The sequence below is a fragment of the Campylobacter vulpis genome, assembly GCF_014217995.1.
In the GTDB taxonomy this organism is placed as follows: Bacteria; Campylobacterota; Campylobacteria; order Campylobacterales; family Campylobacteraceae; genus Campylobacter_D; species Campylobacter_D vulpis.
Genome location: NZ_CP041617.1, coordinates 375,603 through 395,424, shown reverse-complemented (window position 1 = coordinate 395,424; position 19,822 = coordinate 375,603). Strand labels below are relative to the sequence as shown.

The following is a 19,822-nucleotide window of genomic DNA, read 5'->3' as shown; positions in this document are numbered from 1 at the left end:
TTTAATTAAAAAATTATAATAAATTTGCAAGTGTTGAAACTTAAGAAAACTGCTTTAAAGTCGATTATACAAAAGTTAAGCAAAAATAAGATAAAATCGCAGATTTATCTTTTAAAAGGAAAAAAATGGACGCTAAAACCCAAAAATTGGAACTTGAAGAATTATTTAAGGAAAATAAAGAGGATTATATTACCTATGAAAAATTAGTTAAATATCTTAATAAACAACCAAATCTTACAGCAATTAAAAAAATTCGCTCTTTGATGAAAAAATATAAAGTTGAGCTTTATTCTGCGGCACAAATTGCCCAAATGCAAAATGTAGCAGATGCTAAGAGATTGGAGGAAGAAAAACAAAAACTCCAAGATACAGGCTTAGAAAATGAATTTAATTTAGCAAATGAAAATGAACTTTTGGAGTGGAGTCGCTCGGATTCCCCTGTGCGTATGTATTTAAGAGAAATGGGGCAAATTGCTCTATTAAATAAAGATGAAGAAGTTGAAATTTCAAAAAAAATTGAATTAGGTGAGGATATTATCATTGATGCTTTTTGTTCTGTGCCTTATCTCATTGATTTTATTTTAGATTATCAAGAACCCTTGATTAATAGAGAAAGACGTGTAAAAGAACTTTTTAAGAGTTTTGACGAAGAGGAGGACAAAGAAAACGATAAACTTGATGAAGAAGAAAATGAAGAAGAAAATGAAAACGAAGAGGATAAAAAAGCTAAAAAACCTAACAAAAAAGAAGACGAACGCACTTTAAAAGTGATAGAAAAATTTAAAGCTTTAGAAAAAGCAAAAAAAGAATGGCTTAAAGTCTCTAAAGAAACTAAGGCTAAAGAGGGTGATGACGAGCTTTTAGATAAACTAAGCATAGCTTTTAAAAAGAATATTTTAAAAGAAAAATTAATGGATCTAGGACCGACCTCAAAGCTTATCAGTGAGATCGTTAAGTCGATGGAAACAGCCCTTAAAAGCGATGATGAATTTGACAAAGAACTTAAGCGTTTAGAATATCGTCTCCCTATGTTTTCAGATGAACTTAAAGCCAGACACGCAGACATTTTAAAAGATATTACAAAATTAAGCAAAGATGAAATCGCCGAAAGAGCTATGGAAACAACTATGGTAAGCACTTATATGGAAATTAAAAAACTTTTCCAAACCAAAGAGGCAAGTAAAAAAAGCTTTGATTTAGAAAAAAGTCGTTTGAAAGAAATTTTAGAGCAAATCAAAAGAGGTAAAAAAATTTCCGATGAAGCTAAGGGTAGAATGGCGAAATCAAATTTGCGTCTTGTTGTAAGTATAGCTAAGCGTTATACAAATAGAGGTTTGCCATTTTTAGATTTGATACAAGAGGGCAATATAGGCTTGATGAAAGCGGTAGATAAGTTTGAATATAAGAGAGGTTACAAATTCTCCACTTATGCAACTTGGTGGATAAGACAAGCTATTTCAAGGGCGATTGCCGATCAGGCAAGAACAATTCGTATTCCTATCCATATGATAGAAACCATTAATCAAATCAACAAAATCATAAGAGAACATTTGCAAAAAAATGGCAAAGAGCCAGATGTCAATGATATTGCTAAAGAAGTGGGCTTGAGCGTTGATAAAGTAAAGCAAGTCATTAAAATTACCAAAGAGCCTATTTCTCTTGAAGCACCTATCGGTAGTGAAGATGATGGAAAATTTGGAGATTTTGTAGAGGATAAAAATTCGCTTTCTCCTATGGACAATATTCTAAAAGATGATTTAAAGGAACAAATCGATGAAGTGCTTGATCAGCTAAATGATAGAGAAAAGGCTGTAATTCGTATGCGTTTTGGTTTACTTGAAGATGAGAGTGATAGAACTTTGGAAGAAATAGGCAAGGAGCTTAATGTAACACGCGAAAGAGTAAGACAAATAGAAAGTTCTGCAATTAAAAAACTAAAGCACCCAAAAGTAGGACGCAAACTTAAAAATTACATTGAGGGGTGGAAATAAGCCTTTTTCAAGGCTTATTTTAGTGGCAACCACAACCCCCACAACAAGAACTACCATCTTTGAAAAAACTCTCAATAGCTTCAAAATTTGGCATTTCTGTGATTTCTTTTACAAGCTCTTTATAAGCGATTTTACCATCTTTTATCACAAAAACAGCTCTAGCTAAAAGCCCCTCTAAAGCACTATTAGCAATTAAAACGCCGTATTTTTCTCCAAATTCTTTAGTAACAAAATCACTTGCTACGACTAAATTGTCAATATTTTCAGTCGAGCAAAATCTTCCCATAGCAAAAGGCAAATCCATACTTACAACAATCACCTCAGCACCTTTAAAAGTGGCAATTTTTTGATTAAATTCTCTCGCTTCACTCGCACAAACAGGCGTGTCAAGGCTTGGCACGGTAAGAATAATTTGCGTTTTACCCCCTTTTGCAATCTCCACAGGACTTAAATCCTTAGCCTTAAGGCTTACTTTAGGAGCTTCTGCTCCAACTTCTGGCACATTTCCCTTTAAATTAACGGGATTTCCCTTAAAATTAACTGACATTTTTTCTCCTTTAATATGATGTATTATATTGATGATTTCTATTATGATGTGGCAAAAGCGGCGGTTGATGAACTCCACCTCGTTTAAAACCACCCTCTAAATTCCACATAGTATTTTGCAAAATCTTCTGTCCCTCCTCACTTTTTGTGAAATTGATAAATTCTTGCACTTTTTGATTTTGCAAACCTTTTTTTGTAGGGGCTAATTCCATAGCCTTATACATAGCAAATTCCTTTCCCACCTCAACAAACAAAGCCTCATTTTCTAAAGCCTTTTTCCAACATGAAGAGCCAATTAAAACATCGATGTTTGAATCTTGCCTCCATAAGCTTAAAGCTTCTTTTAAACCTTTTGCATATACAACAATATTTTTTCTAAGCTTAGTTAAATTTTCTCCATTTCCCATTTTAAGGGCTATAAATTCATAGCTATTATGCCCTCCACTCATCGCCATAATTTTAACTTTTTTATCTAAAAGATCGTTAAAAGAGGTAATTTTTAGAGGATTGTTAGGACGCACCATTAGACTTGTTTGGCATAGACGAATGACACTAATATCATCTATGCTTAAATTTGGCATTAATTCAATATATCGCTCCATAATCTTAACACTTGGTGCATAAATCAAATCTGCATCTTGTCTAGCCTTATAAAGCCAATTTTTAGAAGGACCGGAATTTACAATAACCTTCTCTCCGCTTTTTTTCTCAAATTCTAAAGCAAGTTCTCTCATAGTTAAAGCTGCTGGACTTGGTCCATAAAGTAAAATCTCAGCACTCAACAAACTAGCCATTAGAGTGCTTAAAATTAATATTTTTTTCACTATATCCCCCTTTCAATCATTTCGTTTATACTAACACTTAAAAGTTAATACTCTTCTTTGCAAAGTCCCGCTTCAATTAAAAAACAAGAGGGTTTATAATGCGTTTTTTTATCTTTGTCATATTTAGCATAACTTAAATAAAGAATATTTTTCGCCCTTGTTACAGCGACATAAAAAAGCCTTCTTTCTTCTTCTAAGCTCCCACCCATAGCCATTAATTTTTGATTTGGAAAGCGATTTTGTGCTAAATCTACCACAAAAACAAGATCAAATTCAAGCCCCTTACTCGCATGCACACTGAGTAAATTTACACCCCTACCGCTACTCATTTCACTTGATCCTAGCGTTAAAAAATTGTAATATTTGTAGATATCATTATAATTTTTTGCAAATTCTTTTAAGACTCCAAATTTTGCTTCTATTTTCTTTAAATTCTCACCTTTTCTTAGCACATCGACTTGTCCTGCTTTATTTGTTGCCCTTTTTGTTGCAAGCTCTTCACAAATTTCTTTAAAAAATTCATTATTAAAAATACAATTTAACACTTCTAAAGAATGCTTTTTATGCTCAACTTCTTTAAGAAAAAAATAAATTTTTTCTAAATTTTTCGCACAATTTTCATTAATTTTAGAGAGTTTTAAAATGGGGTGTGCGTAAAATTCACTTTCAAAATCAAAACGCTTTTCGCTTGCCAAATCATCTAAATCAGCAAAAAGTCCAAGTTCATAATTTCTTTTTTGATAATTTTTCAAACTTACACTTTTATCAGGCTCTAAAAAACCCTTAATCAAATTTCCATCTCCAAGCTTTAAAAGTGCATCAAAAATATCTTTTGCCAAAACCCCACCCACGCCTTTAGTATATTGTATAAGATGAATAAAAGCCATAATATCTTTAGGATTGACAACTAGGGCTAACATCGCACAAAATGCTTTAATTTCTAAACTTTCAAAAAAGCTCCCGCTCCCCTTTCTTACACTCGCAATCCCTCGTTCCCTTAAAGCTACTTCCATGCCATCGGCACTTGAATTATTGCGAAAAATCACAGCGATTTCTTCCAAGTTTATCCCACTTGTATATATCATTTTAGCGATATTTTGATATTGAGAAAACAATTCATCAAAAATGAGCAAACTAGGTGCCTTAAATTCATCTTGACGCGTTACGATAAGCTCTTTTGGATAAAGTCTTTCATTATTTAAGATAACTTTATTTGCAAGGGCTAAAATACTTTTTGAAGAGCGGTAATTTTTATTGAGTGAAAAAATTTGTGCGTCCATAAAACGCTCTTTAAATCCTCCTATAATGTTAATATCAGCACCATTAAAAGCATAAATGCTTTGATCATAATCTCCCACGCAAAATAAACTTTTGCTTTCAAATGCTTCGATAAGTGAGCTTTGTAAAGTATTTGTATCTTGATACTCATCAACTAAAATTTCATCAAATTCGTGTTTTTGAGTCTTTAAAAGCTCTTTTAAATTTAAAAGTAAATCATTAAAATCCACATAATTAAAACGCTTTTTTTCCACATCATACTCTTTTAAAATATCTTCATAAATTTCAGCATACACGCTTTGCTCATTATAATTTTGACAAAACCAAGTGTAAAATTCTTCACAATGTGCTTTATTTTGAAATAGGGAATAAATGTCATACAAATAAGAACTTGCATAAGGCTTCACATCGCTTAAATGTGAAAATCTTCTCTTTTCATAAACGCTTTTAAGTAGGGTTTTAAGCTCTCCTGCTTGTTTTAAAGCGATGTCTTTATTTGCATTTTTTAAGATAGTGTATGCAGTCGAATGAAAAGTGCCTGCTAGAATTTTACCTGTAATTTTACTATCAAAATAACGAGAAAGACGCGTTATCATCTCTTTGCTTGCTTTATTCGTAAAGGTTAAAAGCATAATTCTTTCAGGACTAATGCCCTGCTGCAATAAAAAAGCTATTCTAGCAACTATGGTAGAAGTTTTACCCGTGCCAGCACTTGCTATAATGAGATTGTGTCCAAATTTTGCTCTAGCAGCATTTAATTGCTCTTCGTTGAGTTTAGAAAGTGGCATCGCTATCCTTAAATAAAAGGCGTAATTGTAAAAAAAAATTGCTTAAAAAATGAAATTTTGACTTTCTTATTGTATAATGCAGGTTTTATTTTATTTAAATTTAAGGAAAAGAAATGAATGCTAAGGTTTTTTCTATCTTAATAGCTATCTTAGTCGCTTTAATATTAGCACTTGGAGGGACTTATTATTATCTTTTTGAGCGTGATACAAGCAGCACGGTCAATCAAAATCCTACAAATCAAATCCAACAGCAAATTCTCCCACAAGAGCCACAACAAAAAGAACAAAATTTTGTTCAAGAGACAAATACTAGTTTAAGCCCTATTTTGCCAACACAAACACAAGTAGATTTCAATCACACAATCAAACAGGAAAAAAGCAAAGAAGAGCCTAAACTCACAAAACAAGAAGAAAATAAAAAGCCAAACGAACAGCCAAAACAAGTCATTAAAGAAGTAAAAGATACAAAGAAAGAGTCTAAGCAAAATGTAAAAGAAGAGAAAAAACAAGAAAAAAACCAAAAGCAGATTCGTCTAAGCACCATAAAAGAATATCAACAAAAAGGTAAAGATAGTCGTTTTGAGCCAAAGCTTAGTTCTGAAACAATGAAAGTTTATGTGATGCACGGCAAAGCCTTGACTCAATACAGAATCGAACTTTTAGAAGATATGCTTATCCCAGTTCAATCAAAAGCACAAGATTATAATCTAAGTGTCTTTATAGAAATGTTACCAAAACATAAAATGAATATAAGCATTTATAATAAAGACATTATTTTTTCTCATATGAAAAAAGCCTATAAATACATTGACATTAAGCAATTAACCCCACACTTTAACAATCTTAATGAATTAAATTCAAAGGTCAAAAGAGAAGAGATCATCGAAAGGATAGAATTTAAAAGCGATGAAGAATTTAAAGGAAGTGATTTTGCCAAACATATTAAAAGCCTAAAAAGAAGACTTGAAACAGCTCAATTTTTCTTCCCTTTTACAGAAATCATTGAGATTAAATCTCAAAAATAGGAAATTAGCTTAATGTATGATAAGAGCTTAGAGAAAAAGTATTATGAACTTTGTGAGAAGCGTGGATATTTTGAGATAGATTCTAATAAAAATCTCCAAAAAGAGGGTAAGAATTTTTGCATTATGATGCCTCCACCTAATGTAACGGGCGTTTTACATATAGGACACGCTCTTACTTTTACGTTGCAAGATATTATCACGCGTTATAAAAGAATGGACGGTTACAGAACGCTTTATCAACCCGGACTAGATCACGCAGGCATTGCCACACAAAATGTCGTAGAAAAGCAACTTTTAGCACAAGGTATCACTAAAGAGGAGCTTGGAAGAGAAAAATTTATAGAAAAAGTATGGGAGTGGAAAGAGCAAAGTGGGGGTAAAATTTTAGAACAAATGCGAACACTAGGCATCACTCCAGCGTGGAGTCGTTTGCGTTTTACTATGGACGAGGGTTTAGCGAATGCTGTCAAAAAAGCCTTTGTAAAGCTTTATAATGAAAAGCTTATTGTTCGAGGTAACTATATGATAAATTGGTGCACCCACGATGGTGCTTTAAGCGATATAGAAGTCGAATATAAAGAAAACAAAGGTAAATTATATCACATCAAATATTTTTTAAAAGATAGTAAAGAATTTTTAGTCGTTGCCACGACACGTCCTGAGACTTTTTTTGGTGATACGGCGTTAATGGTGCATCCTGATGATGAAAGATATACAAAATTCATAGGAAAAGAAGTGCTTTTACCTTTAAGTCAAAAAGCAATTAAAATTATCGCTGATGAATATGTAGAAAAAGATTTTGGAACAGGCGTAGTAAAAGTAACTCCCGCACACGATATAAATGATTATGAGGTGGGTTTAAGACATCATTTGGAATTTGTAAGCGTTTTTGACGAAAAAGGAATTTTAAATGAGCATTGTTTAGAATTTAGAGGCTTAGAAAGACTTGAAGCGAGAGAAAAAATCGTCCAAAAACTTGAAAGTTTAGGTTTTATTGAAAAAATAGAAGAGCATCATAACCAAGTAGGCTATTGCTATCGTTGCAATAATATTGTAGAGCCTTACATTTCTAAGCAGTGGTTTGTCAAAAAAGAAATTGCTAAAAAAAGCATAGAAAAAGTTGCCTTAAATAAGACACAATTTTACCCTAACCACTGGATCAATAGCTTTAATGCTTGGATGCGGGATTTACGGGACTGGTGTATCTCAAGACAGCTTTGGTGGGGACATCAAATTCCTGTTTATTACTGTAAGTGTGGATGTGAGTGGGCTAGTGAAGATACACCTAAATCCTGCCCAAAATGTGGCGATACAAATTTTCATCAAGATCCTGATGTTTTAGATACTTGGTTTAGTTCGGGTCTTTGGGCCATGAGCACACTTGGCTGGGGAAATGAAAGCTGGGGTAAAGATAAATTGTGGTTTGAAAATGATTTGAAAGAATTTTATCCAAATTCCTTGCTTATTACTGGTTTTGACATTTTATTTTTTTGGGTCGCTAGAATGATGTTTCAAAGCACAAATGTCCTAGAAGAACTTCCCTTTAAGCATATTTATTTACACGCTTTGGTTAAAGATGAGCAAGGGCGTAAAATGAGCAAAAGCCTTGGTAATGTCATCGACCCAAATGAAAGTATTAAAACTTATAGTGCGGATATTTTGCGTTTTACCCTTGCTTTGCTTGCTGTGCAAGGACGCGATATAAAATTAAGTGAAGATAAACTTTTGCAAGTAAGAAATTTTACAAACAAAATTTATAATGCGACAAATTATCTTCTTTTAAATGAAAAAAGTTTTGAAAATTTAGAGAATATCACACTACAAAGTGAGCTTGCCAAATTTATTTACGCAAGGTTTCAAGAATGTCTTAAACAAATAAGAGAAAATTTAGAAAACTATCGCTTTAACGATGCGGCAAATCATCTTTACCGATTTTTTTGGGACGATTTTTGCGATTGGGGAATTGAGCTTAGTAAAGCACAAAAAAGTAGCGTTAAGGAACTTGGAAGCATTTTTAAAGAAGCCCTAAAAGCTTTACACCCTTTTATGCCTTTTATGAGCGAGTATGCTTATCATAGATTAAGTGGCACGGAGCTTGAAACAAGCACTTCGATTATGATAAGTGCTTATCCGAATTTAGGCATTAAAGATGAAAAAATAGAACGCACTTTTTCTTTATTGATAGAAAGTATCATTAGCATACGCCGTGCAAAAAGCTTAATTGAGCTTGGTAACGCTAAAATTGAAAAAGCCTACATTAAACTTAATAATCCCGCAATGCAAAGTGAAATAGAAAAATATCAGCATTTCATTATCCTTCTTGCAAAATGTGAAAATATAGAATTTATAAGCGAAAAATTAGATAATGCCATTTGTGATGTGAGTGAAAATTTAGAAATTAATATTAAGCTTGATAATATCGATTTAAGTGGAATTTTAGCAAGGCTAGAAAGTCAAAAAGTGAAACTAGAAAAAGAAATCACCAAGATCAATGCAATGTTAAGCAATGAAAAATTTCTATCTAAAGCACCAAAAGAAGTTGTATTACAAAATCAAGATGCATTAAATAGCCTTAAAACTCAGCTTGAAAAAGTGCAAAAGGAACTTAAAAATTTAAAGGGTTAATTTGATAAAAATACAAAATTTACAAAAATATTATGGTAAAGAGTTGGTTATTAACGATGTCTCTTTGGAAATTAAAAAGGGCGAAATTTACGCCATAGTAGGACATAGCGGAGCAGGTAAATCTACGCTTTTAAGATGTATTAATGGACTTGAGAGCTATCAAAAAGGCAGTCTTAAGGTTTTTGATTTAGAGCTTAAAGACCTACTTGAAAATAAACCAGAAAAGCTTAAAAGTTTAAGAAAAGATGTAGGAATGATCTTTCAAAATTTCGCCCTAATGAACCGCAAAAATGTTTTTGAAAATATCGCTATGCCCTTAAGAACGCACTATACACAATGCAAATTTATGGCGAGTTTGTTTAAAAAAGATTATATGAGTGAGAATGATGTTAAAAAAAGAGTTGATGAGCTTTTAGATATCGTAGGTTTAAGTCATAAAAAAAATTCTTATCCTAAAGAATTAAGCGGGGGACAAAAACAAAGAGTTGCCATAGCAAGAGCCTTAGCACTTAATCCTAAAATTTTATTAAGCGATGAAGCCACATCAGCACTTGATCCTAACACGACTAAAAACATTTTAGAACTTATCCTTAAAATCAATAAGGAATTTGGCATAAGTGTCGTTTTAGTTACGCACGAAATGGATGTGGTAAAAGACATAGCGCAAAAAGCTATTTTACTGGAGCAGGGACAAATTATTGGCAGCGGTAAAATCGATGAATTATTTTTAAAGCCTAATGCTAAAATGAGAGAATTTTTAGGAGAAAGTGATTTCTTACCAGAAAATGGACTCAATATTAAGCTTTATTTCCCCAAAGAAGTCGCCCAAAATAGCATTATAACACATATGGCAAGAACCTTAGATATTGATTTTAACATCGTTTGGGGTAAAATCGAAAAACTCAATGGCGTGGCTTTGGGTAATTTGGTCATTAACATTAATGAAAAGGACAAAGAAAAAGTCTTAGCCTATATAGAAAAAAGTGGCGTTTTATGGGAGGTGGCTTAATGGGAGAGTTTTTTGCAAGGATAAGAGAATTTTTTAGTGAAATTTCTTGGCAGGGTATGAAAGAAACGCTTGTCGCCTCTATCACAAATTTTTCTCAAAATTATGATTTAATTTTGAAACAAGCCTTAAACGAAACCATTTATATGAGTTTAATGAGTGTTTTTGTAGGATTTTTACTAGCAATTATTCCCGGAATTTTACTTGCCATTTGGGGACGCGATGGCATTAGAGAAAATCCTTTTGCTTATAGTGTTTTAGATTTTATTACGAATATTTTAAGAGCTTTTCCTTTTCTTATTCTTATTATCGTGCTTTTGCCACTTTCTAAAATTGTTGTTGGCACAAGCATAGGCACAGATGCTGTTATCACTCCCCTTTCCATAGGGATAGCACCCTATTTAGCCAAAATGCTAGAAAGTGCTTTTAAAGAAATCGATAAAGGAGTCATAGAAGCAGCAAAATCTTATGGAGCTAGCGATACCCAAATCATCTTTAAAGTTATTTTTGTCGAAGCTTTACCAAATATCATTAGTGGTTTAACCCTAACTTTGATTTTTACCATAGGCTTTTCAGCTCTTGCAGGAACGATAGGCGGAGGTGGGCTTGGCGATGTAGCGATACGCTATGGCTATGAGCGTTTTGATAGTGTGATGATGATACAAACCGTTGTTATTTTGCTTATTTTAGTGCAAATGGTGCAAATTTTAGGTAATTTATTCTACACTTGGGCGAAAGATTGTAAAGAAATTTATATTATTATAGGAATTATTTTAATCGATTTATCTAAAATCATTTTTGATTTTTACAATCAAGAAAGCATTATTTTTGAAGTATTATTAGGAATTTTCTTAAGCTTAATTTTAGTTTTTAAATTTAAGAAATAAAAAAAGCAAGTAATTAATATTATATTAAAATTTTTTAAGCTACAATCAGTTCTAATTAATTTTTGAAAGGATAAGCTATGATGTCTCAGATGTCCTAGCCTGACTATCTTTAAAACTCTTTCTTGATAGTCAGGGCGTAAGATAAGCAAGCACGATGACTTAAAGAAAGGAAAAATATGAACTTCAAAACACTACTTTTAGTAAGCCTTTTAGGCTTCACTCTTAATTTAAATGCCGCAGAAAAGATTGTTGTCGCAGCAACTCCTGTTCCACACGCTGAGATTTTAAATCAAGCCAAAGAAGATCTTAAAAAAGAGGGTTACACGCTTGAAATTAAAGAATTTACCGATTATGTTTTGCCAAATCTTGCCACAGATAATGGTGAAGTCGATGCAAATTTCTTTCAGCATTCGCCCTATTTGGAGGAATTTAACAAAAGCAAAGGCACTAAGCTTGTGAAAGTCGCAAATATTCACATTGAGCCTATGGCTGTGTATTCTAAAAAATACAAAAATTTTAACGAACTAAAAGATGGTGCTAGGATTGCCGTTCCAAATGACCCTACAAATGAGAGTAGAGCACTTGATATCATTGCTAAAACAGGGCTTGTAAGTTTTAATGATAAAGCTTTAAAAACACCGATTGATATAACTCAAAATCCTAAAAATATCAAATTTATAGAACTTAAAGCCGCGCAATTACCTCGTGCTTTAAGTGATGTAGATGTGGCTGTGATTAATTCAAACTATGCTCTTTTGGCGAATTTAAATCCTGTCAAAGATTCTATTTTTATCGAAGATAAAGATAGTCCTTATGCAAATATTTTAGTCGTTAAAGAGGGCAAAGAACAAGATCCCAAAATCAAAGCTCTCATAAAAGCACTACAAAGTGAAAAAATAAAGAAATTTATTGAAGAAAAATACAATGGCGCTGTAATTCCAGCTTTTTAATCCCTATTAAATAGGGATTTCGCTACAAGGAGATAGCTATGAATTTCTCAAAAATTATTTTTAGCTTTTTTTTATTTTTTTCTTTTTTATTTGCCAATGAAAAAACCATCATTATAGGACTTACACCTAATCCTTTTGAAAGTTTAATAGAGCATATGAGAGAAGATTTTAAAAAAGAGGGTTATGAGCTTAAAATTGTTGAATTTGCTGATTATATCCTGCCAAATAAGGCTTTGAGCAACAAGGAACTTGATGCAAACTTATATCAGCATAAGCCTTTTTTGGACGAATACAATAAAAATGCCAAGAGTGATTTAGTCGCCACTACACCTATCGTGATTGCTCCTATGGCTGCGTTTAGTCAAAAACTTAAAGATCTTAGTGAATTAAAAGATGGTGCTAGAATCGCTATTCCAAACGACCCGACTAATGAAAGCAGAGCTTTGGAGCTTTTGGAAAAAGCGGGACTCATTAAGCTTAATCATAAGGTTTTAAAAACCCCACTTGACATCGTGGAGAATCCTAAAAAACTTAAATTCCTCGAGCTTAAAGCTGCACAATTACCTCGTGCTTTAGATGATGTAGATGTGGCTGTGATTAATTCAAACTACGCTTTAGGAGCGAATTTAAATCCAGTTAAAGACTCTATTTTTATCGAAGATAAAGATAGTCCTTATGTTAATTTTATAGTCGTAAGAGCAGAGGATTCGCAAAGTGCAAAAACTAAAGTTATTGATAAGGTCTTAAGAAGCGAAAAACTTAAGAAATTTATCGAGGAAAATTATAAAAATATTTTAATTCCGGGCTTTTAAGGAGAAAAAATGAAAAAACTCATTTTAATTATTAGCTTATTGTTTCATTTTACTTTTGCAAATGATAAAACCATAATTATAGGTGCTACACCTACTCCACACGCTGAAATCTTGGAATTTAGCAAAGATTTATTTAAAGAAAAAGGTTGGAATTTGGAGGTTAAAGAATTTGCTGATTATATCCTGCCAAATAAGGCTTTGAGCAACAAGGAACTTGATGCAAACTTATATCAGCATAAGCCTTTTTTGGACGAATTTAATGCAAAGCAAAAAAGCAAGTTAGTCGCGGTAGATAATATCATTTTGGTGCCTATGGCTGGGTATTCTAAAAAAATTAAGGACAAAGGCTTAATTCCACAAAATGCTAAAATCGCTATTCCAAACGACCCGACTAATGAAAGCAGAGCTTTAGATTTACTTCAAAAAACTGGACTTATTAAGCTTAATAACAACATTTTAAAAACCCCACTTGACATCGTGGAGAATCCTAAAAAACTTAAATTCCTCGAGCTTAAAGCCGCGCAATTACCTCGTGCTTTAGATGATGTAGATGTGGCACTCATTCCTACAAATTATGCGCTTGGAGCAAAATTAAATCCAAAAGATGGACTTTTTATCGAAGATGAAGGAAGCTTATATGCTATTGTTTTAGCTGTGCAAGAAAAAGATAAGGGCAGCGAGAAAACACAAATTATCAAAGAAGTGTTAAAAAGCGAAGCTGTAAAAAAATTCATTAAAGAAAAATATAATGGTGCTGTAATAAGCTTATTTTAGAGGAAAATATGAGGAAAATTTGTTTTGTTTTTTTGTTTTTATGGCAAATTTTAGAGGCTGGAAATTTAGACCTAGTTAAAGCCGCCCTAATCAAAGAATATCAAAATAATTTTCCTCAAATTATTATCAATCAAATTGATTTAAAAATTACTTCTTTGCCTAAAGATTTTGAAAGCTTTGAATTTTTACGCATTGCTAATGGCAAATTTAATAAAGCTCAAGGCTTTGTAAGGGCGGAATTTAAAACCCCGCAAAATATCTCCAAAAATGTTTTTTTTCGTTATTTTATCCGTGCCAATTTAGAAGTTTTGCGTAGCACGAGGGCGATAAAAAGAGGAGATAGAATCGGTGCGTTTGATTATAGAATTGTTATGATGGATTTTGATAAAGTCCCAAGCAATGCCTTAAACAAGGAAGACTTAAATAATCTTCTTGCAAAAAATAATATTAGCAAAAATACAATCTTAAGACAAAATATGTTTAAAACTACGGCTATCATTAAAAGAAATGATCAAGTTATAGGCGTTTTAAAGGATAAAGGTATAGATGTCTTAATTGAGCTTGTTTCTTTACAAAGTGCAAATTTGGGCGAGAGAATTCGCGTTAAAAGTAAGGACGGCAAGGTAATGCAAGGCATTGTTATGGGGAAAAATAGGGTTTTATTACAATGAAAGTTTTATTAGGAATTACTGGTTCTAGCAGTGTGCATTTAGGACTTAAAACACTTGAAAATTTAGAACAAAAAGCTGAACTTTTTTGCATTATTAGCAAGGGGGCAAAAAAAAGTTTTGAGGCAGAAAAAAAACAAAATTTAGAGCAAATTGTCCAGCGGTTTAAACGCTGCGTTTTTTTAGATAATGAGGATTTAAGCACAGGGGTTTCAAGTGGCTCTTTTGGCATAGACAAAACCATCATTGCTCCCTGCTCCATTTCAACATTGGCTAAAATTCACGCTGGTTTTTGCGATACTTTACTAACAAGGGCTTGTGCCGTAGCCTTAAAGGAGCGTAAAAAACTCATTTTAGCCGTGCGTGAAATGCCTTTTTCTACGCTAAATTTAGAACATATGGCAAAACTTTCTTTAATGGGTGTTATGATAGCACCGCCTGTTTATGCGAGTTATAGCAAAATAAAAAATTTGGAAGATTTAGAGAATTTTATTGTTGGAAAATGGCTTGATTTACTAGAAATTAAGCACGATTTATATAAAAGATGGAGTTAAAAAATGCTTTATGATATAGTTATTATTGGAAGTGGCACGGTAGGAGCTTTTGCGGGATATTATGCAGCAAGGGCTGGAAAAAAGGTATGTTTAATTGATAAATTTGAAACACCCCATACGCTAGGATCTTATCACGGCGATACGCGTATTTTTCGCATTGCTTATGGGGAGGGGGGTAAATATATCCCCCTTTTACAAGAAGCTTATACGCTTTGGGGAGAATTTGAAAAGGCACATAAGATTAAGCTTTTTGAGCGTGGTGGGCTTTTAAATGTAGGTAGTTACGAGAATGATTTTATGCAAAATATTCTTACAAGCATTAAAGAATTTAAACTCAACACAAAACAACTTAACGCTAAAGAAATTTATGAAAATTACGGCATTAGGGTTGCAAAGGATTTTTTTGGCGTTTTAGAGCCTGATACAGGGTTTGTTTATAGTGATTTAAGCGTAAGTCGTGCGGTTTTAGAGGCTAGGAACTTGGGTGCAGATATTTTAATCGACACTCTTAAAAATGTGGATAAAAAAGAAGATATTTTTACCCTGCATTTTGAAAATAAAGAAAAAATTAAGGCAAAGCAAATTTTAATTTGTGCAGGAAGTTTTGTAAGCGAGGTTTTAAACTGCTTTGATTTTGAATTAGCCCCTGTGAGTGTTGGGGCGAAAAGAAAGGTGGTGCATTGGTATGAAAGCTTGGGACATTATCCCATTTCAAAACTTTCATCATTTATTATAGAATTTGAAGATGACCATTTTTACGGATTTTATGATTTTAAAGACGGACTTAAAATTGGACGTGATCAAAGCGGACAGCTTATTAATAGCAGGGAGGAGCGTAAGGATTTTGGTGCTTATGAAGAGGATTTTAGGGAGATAGATAGGTATATTAAGAACTTTTTTCCTAAAATAGGCTCTTTTAAAAAAGGAAGTGTTTGTAGTTATCCTTTGAGTATGGATAATGATTTTATAATTGATTTTTTAAGCGAAAATATTTTTTTCATCGGCGGTTTAAGCCACGGTTTTAAATTTGCTCCTGTGCTTGGAAATTTAGGCTTTAAAACCTTAAATTCTGGTAGGTTAAATGAAGATATTCAAAAGCATTTTGGTTTAAATCGTTTTAAAATTTAAATACAGTCATAAAGCCATTTTACTGACTTAGCATTTGTAGCTAAATTTTAATATACAACTTTGCATTAATTAATGCTTCTTTTTTAATTTCGCACCTAATACTCTCAATTTTAGCCATTTGAAAACATTTTAAAATATTTTAATAAAATTTCATTTTTCATACTTTAAATTTTCACTACTTAATATAAGATTGATTCTTAATCAAAGCAATATTACGACTAAACAAATGAGTTTTACTTTTCTTTATCCATTGTTGATTAAGCCTTATTGCTTCAATGCTTTCATCAATACCGATAAAATTTCTACCTAAATTTAGGGCTTCTTGTAAAAATCCTCCCCCACCACAAAAGCAATCCATAACCCTAGAATCCATATTTGATGACATCGCAATAATACGCCTTAGCATTGCTCTATTTTTTTCAGTGGGATAGGCTTGATTTTGAGAATCTTTAAACTCCCAAATATCTTGTATCTTTTTGCCCTTGCATTCATTTACATAAACTTTCTTGCGTGGATTATTATTTTTACTCCATTCAATTAGCCCTGCTTCTTGCAATCTATCAAGCTATTTGATTAACTTTTATAATCTTTATAATCTCACACACATCATAGTTATGACTTTTACTTAGCATTCCAAAGATTTTAAAAGTCTCTAACAAAAAGTCTTTATCCTTAGAATCTAAGATAAGCAAACCGCATTCTTTAGATTCTGCCACTCTGCCTAAAAGTGCAGGGTTGCAACATAATTCCGTGATAGGAAAACAGACATAAAGCATAGGCTGTACGCCAACTGTCCTTTGCTTTTCTTTAATGATGATTTCCACTAGCACATCAAAATGATTAAATTTATGCACCAAAAGCGGATATTTGACTTGAGATTCATAAAATTCCACACCTAAAATATTTTTGCTTATAGGGTGGCTTCGTAAAATCTGCAAATCGCTCCTAGAATCCAAAAATTCATCATCTTTAATATTTTGCAAAAAGGCTAATAAATTTGTTATTTCACTCTCTGTGATAATTCTCCATTGCGTGAAATAGTAAAGATATTCACTAAGCTCATACAAGGCTTTTGTTTTGCCATTTGCCCCGATAAATTCACTTTGCTCTAAAGTGCTTAAAGCCAACTTTTCTTTATCATTTTTATCTACATCATAGCTGATTTGCCACTCAATATAATGTTTTTGTGAAAATGGAATCTGTCTTGTCGCAGTAGGTAGTCCATTTTCATAAAAGCTATTGCGTATTTTTACTCTCGTTTTGCCACTTTGCGTGGTAAGTGGGATTTCTACAAAGATTTGTTTATTTTCACATTTTTGTATTTTCATAATGCACTCCTAGCAAGTTTGTAAATTTTTAATATCAAATCTTTTTGCATATTGTGCGAGTAGGTCTTGTGTAAAATTGTGAAAACCAATATCTGCATATTCTATTTTAAAATCCTTTGATATTATCCCATCACAAATAAGCTCATAGCTGTTGTTATAGAAAAAAGGTATTTTTGAACAAAGATTAACAATCAATAGACAACATTTTTCATATTTCCACAAAGAATCTTTTTCATCTTTTCTACCGCTTATAGCGTGAAAAAATGAAATATACTTTTCAATATTTACCATTCTATTTTCAAATCCTATCTGCTTACTTTTTGACAACTCAAGGCTATATTCCTTTATGGGAATAACATACAGCTCTCCTAATACCATTTTTGGATAACGCATATGCAAGTTTAGGCTTTCAGCAAAAGTTCTTTCAAAAAGTGTATCTGTATTTTTAGCAATACTTCTCATTTGTGAGTGCATATTAACAACCAAACAATGTTGAGAAAAATCAAAACCATAAACATCTTCTTTATTTTCAAAGCTTAAAGGTCCCCATTTTACTAAAATTGCTTTCTTTTCAACATTGTTTGGTGTTACACAAATATCTTGGTCTTTTTGTTTTAAAAACCCTGCGAGTTTAATTTCTGGTTTTGAGTTATTGAGTGGTGGAAAGATATTTTTCTCATCTACTCCGCATCTTATCAAATCGTGCTTAATAATTTCGTGGATACAATTAATGGGTTTTTGTGAGCGAATAATATTGCTAAACCCTTGTTCCCCATTTTCTATAATAGCATCTTCAAGCATTGTTTTAAAATCATTTAAAAATCTATAAACAAACATTACAAATCCAAACCATATTTGTCGATTAAAAAACTATCAATTTGTTGATTATTGCTTTTAAGTAAAAATTCCTTCTCACTAGAGTCTAAAAAAGGAACACTAAATTTTTCAATATATTTCTTTTGGTAACAAAAATAGCCCCCTTCAATTTGATAGCTTGTATGTTTAATATAATAATCCATAATACAAGAATTAAAAATTTTTTCTAAAATTTCAATTTCCATTATAGGATTTTCAAATACTGCATAACCGTTGCAAAATAAAGCCTTTTTGTCTTGTATCAATATGAAATTTGGCTTTGATGAAAAAGTGCCAAAAAGTAATTTTTTACCATAACGATTAAGCCCTTGTGTTCGCCCATAGGCATACCAAGCTACTGCATTTATTTTGCCTTTATCTCTCGAGTCAAGTTCATCTTTTCTGGTAAGCAAATAGTTGTAAGTTTGCGTAAAATCTTTTTGCATTCCAACTTCATCAATAATAACAGCATTATCTTTAATAATTGCGTAAGGAAAAATAAAATAGCCACACTGCCCCGTATTTTTAAATTCTGGAATCTTATAAATCGGTTTTATCAATTCTGTATCAATAATATATCTTTTACCATTTACATCCCTATAATATTGCTTTCCATCATATTCTACCCTATATACTTCATCTCTTAGTGTTGCAATACCTGCATTGATAAAAGTGGCAAAATTAAAAAACTGACTTTCTATTTTTGCAATATTAGTTTCTGTTTTAGTATCTAAAAAACGCCATTTTTCCAAAAAAACATTCTGCTTATCAAACGTTTGAAAATGTATAGTTTGCAAGGCTTGTTTAATATTATTTGTTTTTGACAAGTTTGCATATTCTAAGCTCTTTGTGTTTGTTTTATCAAGTGTGATAATAGCATTGTAAGTTCTTATCGGCTTAAAAACCATATTATCCTGCAAGTCAATAAGTTTTGTCAAATGAGGCTCTATGAAATCTCGCAGTGGTTTTGCTGCACTAATGGTTAAAAAATTATTTGGCACAATAAAGCCAATTTTGCCATTTTTATCTAAAAATTTTATACTTTGTTCTATAAAGGCATAAAAAATATTAAAGACACCTTTGCTTGTTGTTTTAAAATTATTTTTTAAAAAATCTACTTGTTTTTTGCTTAAAGTGTGTGGATTTACATAAGGGGGGTTGCCTACAATATAATCAAAAGAAATGTTAAAAAGCATATTCCAATTTTCTTTTAAGCTATCAACGCATTGTATATTTATATCATCATCCTTTATTGTTTCACCATACATTAAACACATAATTTTAAGTAAAATTTTTACTCTTTCAGTGTTGATAGAACTTATATCTAATCCAAAAATTTGATTTTTTACTATATCTTTTATACTTCTATGTGTTTTTTCTTTAATAAGCTCTATTGCAGAAATTAAAAAAATTCCGCAACCACAAGCTGGGTCAATAATTTTTATAGAATCTAAATTTACTTCACTTTTCAATATATCTTTACAAATAAAATCAGCAATATATTTTGGAGTAAAAACAATACCATTTTCATTTTTGTATGATTGCTCTAAAAGTTTTTCAAAAAGCACATTGAAAGTTTCAAGACATAAAGGCAAGTTGTGTTTTTTAAAGACATTGATAATGCTTTCATCAATGTTGCTAGAGTTTATTTTTTGATGCTTATCAAATTGTTGTGGCTTTATTGTATCTAGTGCATAATGCATAATGTGTTCTTCTATGTTGGGCTTATCTATCAACAATGGATATATGGCATTCAATGTCTCTTTATGTGCTTGTGTCATTA

General features: G+C 32.0%; 18 protein-coding genes. 11 read left to right on the top strand and 7 right to left on the bottom strand.

The annotated features are described in order from the left end of the window. Positions 1-125: 125 nt before the first annotated feature. Entirely contained in the window at positions 126-1,991 is a 1,866-nt protein-coding gene (gene rpoD / locus CVULP_RS02040; protein ID WP_099507129.1) for an RNA polymerase sigma factor RpoD, read from the top strand. A 19-nt stretch (positions 1,992-2,010) separates the two neighbouring features. On the opposite strand, the gene tpx is transcribed toward rpoD, so the two are convergent. From tpx to CVULP_RS02025, 3 genes are read right to left on the bottom strand one after another with little or no spacing between them, the layout of a single operon-like run. After that, complete coding sequence (gene tpx, locus CVULP_RS02035; protein WP_099507130.1) at positions 2,011-2,538, bottom strand: thiol peroxidase; 528 nt, start codon at positions 2,536-2,538, stop codon at positions 2,011-2,013. Positions 2,539-2,548: 10 nt separating this feature from the next. Beyond that, positions 2,549-3,361 carry a substrate-binding domain-containing protein gene (locus CVULP_RS02030; RefSeq protein WP_099507131.1) on the bottom strand — a complete coding sequence of 271 codons (813 nt, stop codon included), beginning with the start codon at positions 3,359-3,361 and terminating at the stop codon, positions 2,549-2,551. Between the two features lie 44 nt (positions 3,362-3,405). Continuing rightward, complete coding sequence (locus CVULP_RS02025; RefSeq protein WP_099507132.1) at positions 3,406-5,427, bottom strand: ATP-dependent helicase; 2,022 nt, start codon at positions 5,425-5,427, stop codon at positions 3,406-3,408. A gap of 113 nt (positions 5,428-5,540) precedes the next feature. Between CVULP_RS02025 and CVULP_RS02020 the strand changes: the two genes are divergently transcribed. The 10 genes from CVULP_RS02020 to solA all read left to right on the top strand — a co-directional run bounded on the left by CVULP_RS02020 (position 5,541) and on the right by solA (position 15,856). Beyond that, complete coding sequence (locus CVULP_RS02020) at positions 5,541-6,452, top strand: hypothetical protein (RefSeq protein WP_099461182.1); 912 nt, start codon at positions 5,541-5,543, stop codon at positions 6,450-6,452. Positions 6,453-6,464: 12 nt separating this feature from the next. Beyond that, positions 6,465-9,077, top strand: a complete 2,613-nt coding sequence (locus CVULP_RS02015; RefSeq protein WP_099507133.1) for a valine--tRNA ligase — start codon at positions 6,465-6,467, stop codon at positions 9,075-9,077. Between the two features lies 1 nt (position 9,078). Continuing rightward, positions 9,079-10,086, top strand: coding sequence for a methionine ABC transporter ATP-binding protein (locus CVULP_RS02010; protein ID WP_099461180.1), 1,008 nt, complete (start codon positions 9,079-9,081; stop codon positions 10,084-10,086). Beyond that, positions 10,071-10,970, top strand: coding sequence for a methionine ABC transporter permease (locus CVULP_RS02005; protein WP_099461179.1), 900 nt, complete (start codon positions 10,071-10,073; stop codon positions 10,968-10,970). The genes CVULP_RS02010 and CVULP_RS02005 overlap by 16 nt, the downstream gene beginning before the upstream one ends. A 176-nt stretch (positions 10,971-11,146) precedes the next feature. Continuing rightward, positions 11,147-11,920 carry a MetQ/NlpA family ABC transporter substrate-binding protein gene (locus CVULP_RS02000; protein WP_099507134.1) on the top strand — a complete coding sequence of 258 codons (774 nt, stop codon included), beginning with the start codon at positions 11,147-11,149 and terminating at the stop codon, positions 11,918-11,920. A gap of 38 nt (positions 11,921-11,958) precedes the next feature. After that, a complete protein-coding gene (locus CVULP_RS01995) occupies positions 11,959-12,732 on the top strand; it encodes a MetQ/NlpA family ABC transporter substrate-binding protein (RefSeq protein ID WP_099507135.1) in 774 nt (257 codons plus the stop codon). Positions 12,733-12,741: 9 nt separating this feature from the next. After that, positions 12,742-13,506, top strand: coding sequence for a MetQ/NlpA family ABC transporter substrate-binding protein (locus CVULP_RS01990; protein ID WP_099507136.1), 765 nt, complete (start codon positions 12,742-12,744; stop codon positions 13,504-13,506). Between the two features lie 8 nt (positions 13,507-13,514). Then, the gene (gene flgA, locus CVULP_RS01985) at positions 13,515-14,177 is read left to right on the top strand and encodes a flagellar basal body P-ring formation chaperone FlgA (protein ID WP_099461175.1); all 663 of its coding nucleotides are present in this window, start codon (positions 13,515-13,517) and stop codon (positions 14,175-14,177) included. Further along, positions 14,174-14,728, top strand: a complete 555-nt coding sequence (locus CVULP_RS01980; RefSeq protein ID WP_099507137.1) for a UbiX family flavin prenyltransferase — start codon at positions 14,174-14,176, stop codon at positions 14,726-14,728. Before flgA ends, CVULP_RS01980 begins: the two co-directional genes overlap by 4 nt. 3 nt (positions 14,729-14,731) lie before the next feature. Beyond that, complete coding sequence (gene solA, locus CVULP_RS01975; protein WP_099507138.1) at positions 14,732-15,856, top strand: N-methyl-L-tryptophan oxidase; 1,125 nt, start codon at positions 14,732-14,734, stop codon at positions 15,854-15,856. A 175-nt stretch (positions 15,857-16,031) separates the two neighbouring features. On the opposite strand, the gene CVULP_RS01970 is transcribed toward solA, so the two are convergent. Genes CVULP_RS01970 through CVULP_RS01955 form a run of 4 tightly spaced genes read right to left on the bottom strand, consistent with a single transcriptional unit; the run spans position 16,032 to position 19,820 of the window. Further along, positions 16,032-16,412 (bottom strand): site-specific DNA-methyltransferase, encoded by a 381-nt coding sequence (locus tag CVULP_RS01970; protein WP_099507139.1) that lies wholly within the window; start codon positions 16,410-16,412, stop codon positions 16,032-16,034. Between the two features lie 4 nt (positions 16,413-16,416). Further along, entirely contained in the window at positions 16,417-17,184 is a 768-nt protein-coding gene (locus tag CVULP_RS01965; protein WP_099507140.1) for a R.Pab1 family restriction endonuclease, read from the bottom strand. Positions 17,185-17,193: 9 nt separating this feature from the next. Then, positions 17,194-18,021: a restriction endonuclease gene (locus CVULP_RS01960; RefSeq protein WP_099507141.1), complete on the bottom strand. Its 828-nt coding sequence runs from the start codon at positions 18,019-18,021 to the stop codon at positions 17,194-17,196. Further along, positions 18,021-19,820 carry an Eco57I restriction-modification methylase domain-containing protein gene (locus CVULP_RS01955; RefSeq protein ID WP_099507142.1) on the bottom strand — a complete coding sequence of 600 codons (1,800 nt, stop codon included), beginning with the start codon at positions 19,818-19,820 and terminating at the stop codon, positions 18,021-18,023. Before CVULP_RS01955 ends, CVULP_RS01960 begins: the two co-directional genes overlap by 1 nt. Between the last annotated feature and the right edge of the window lie 2 nt (positions 19,821-19,822).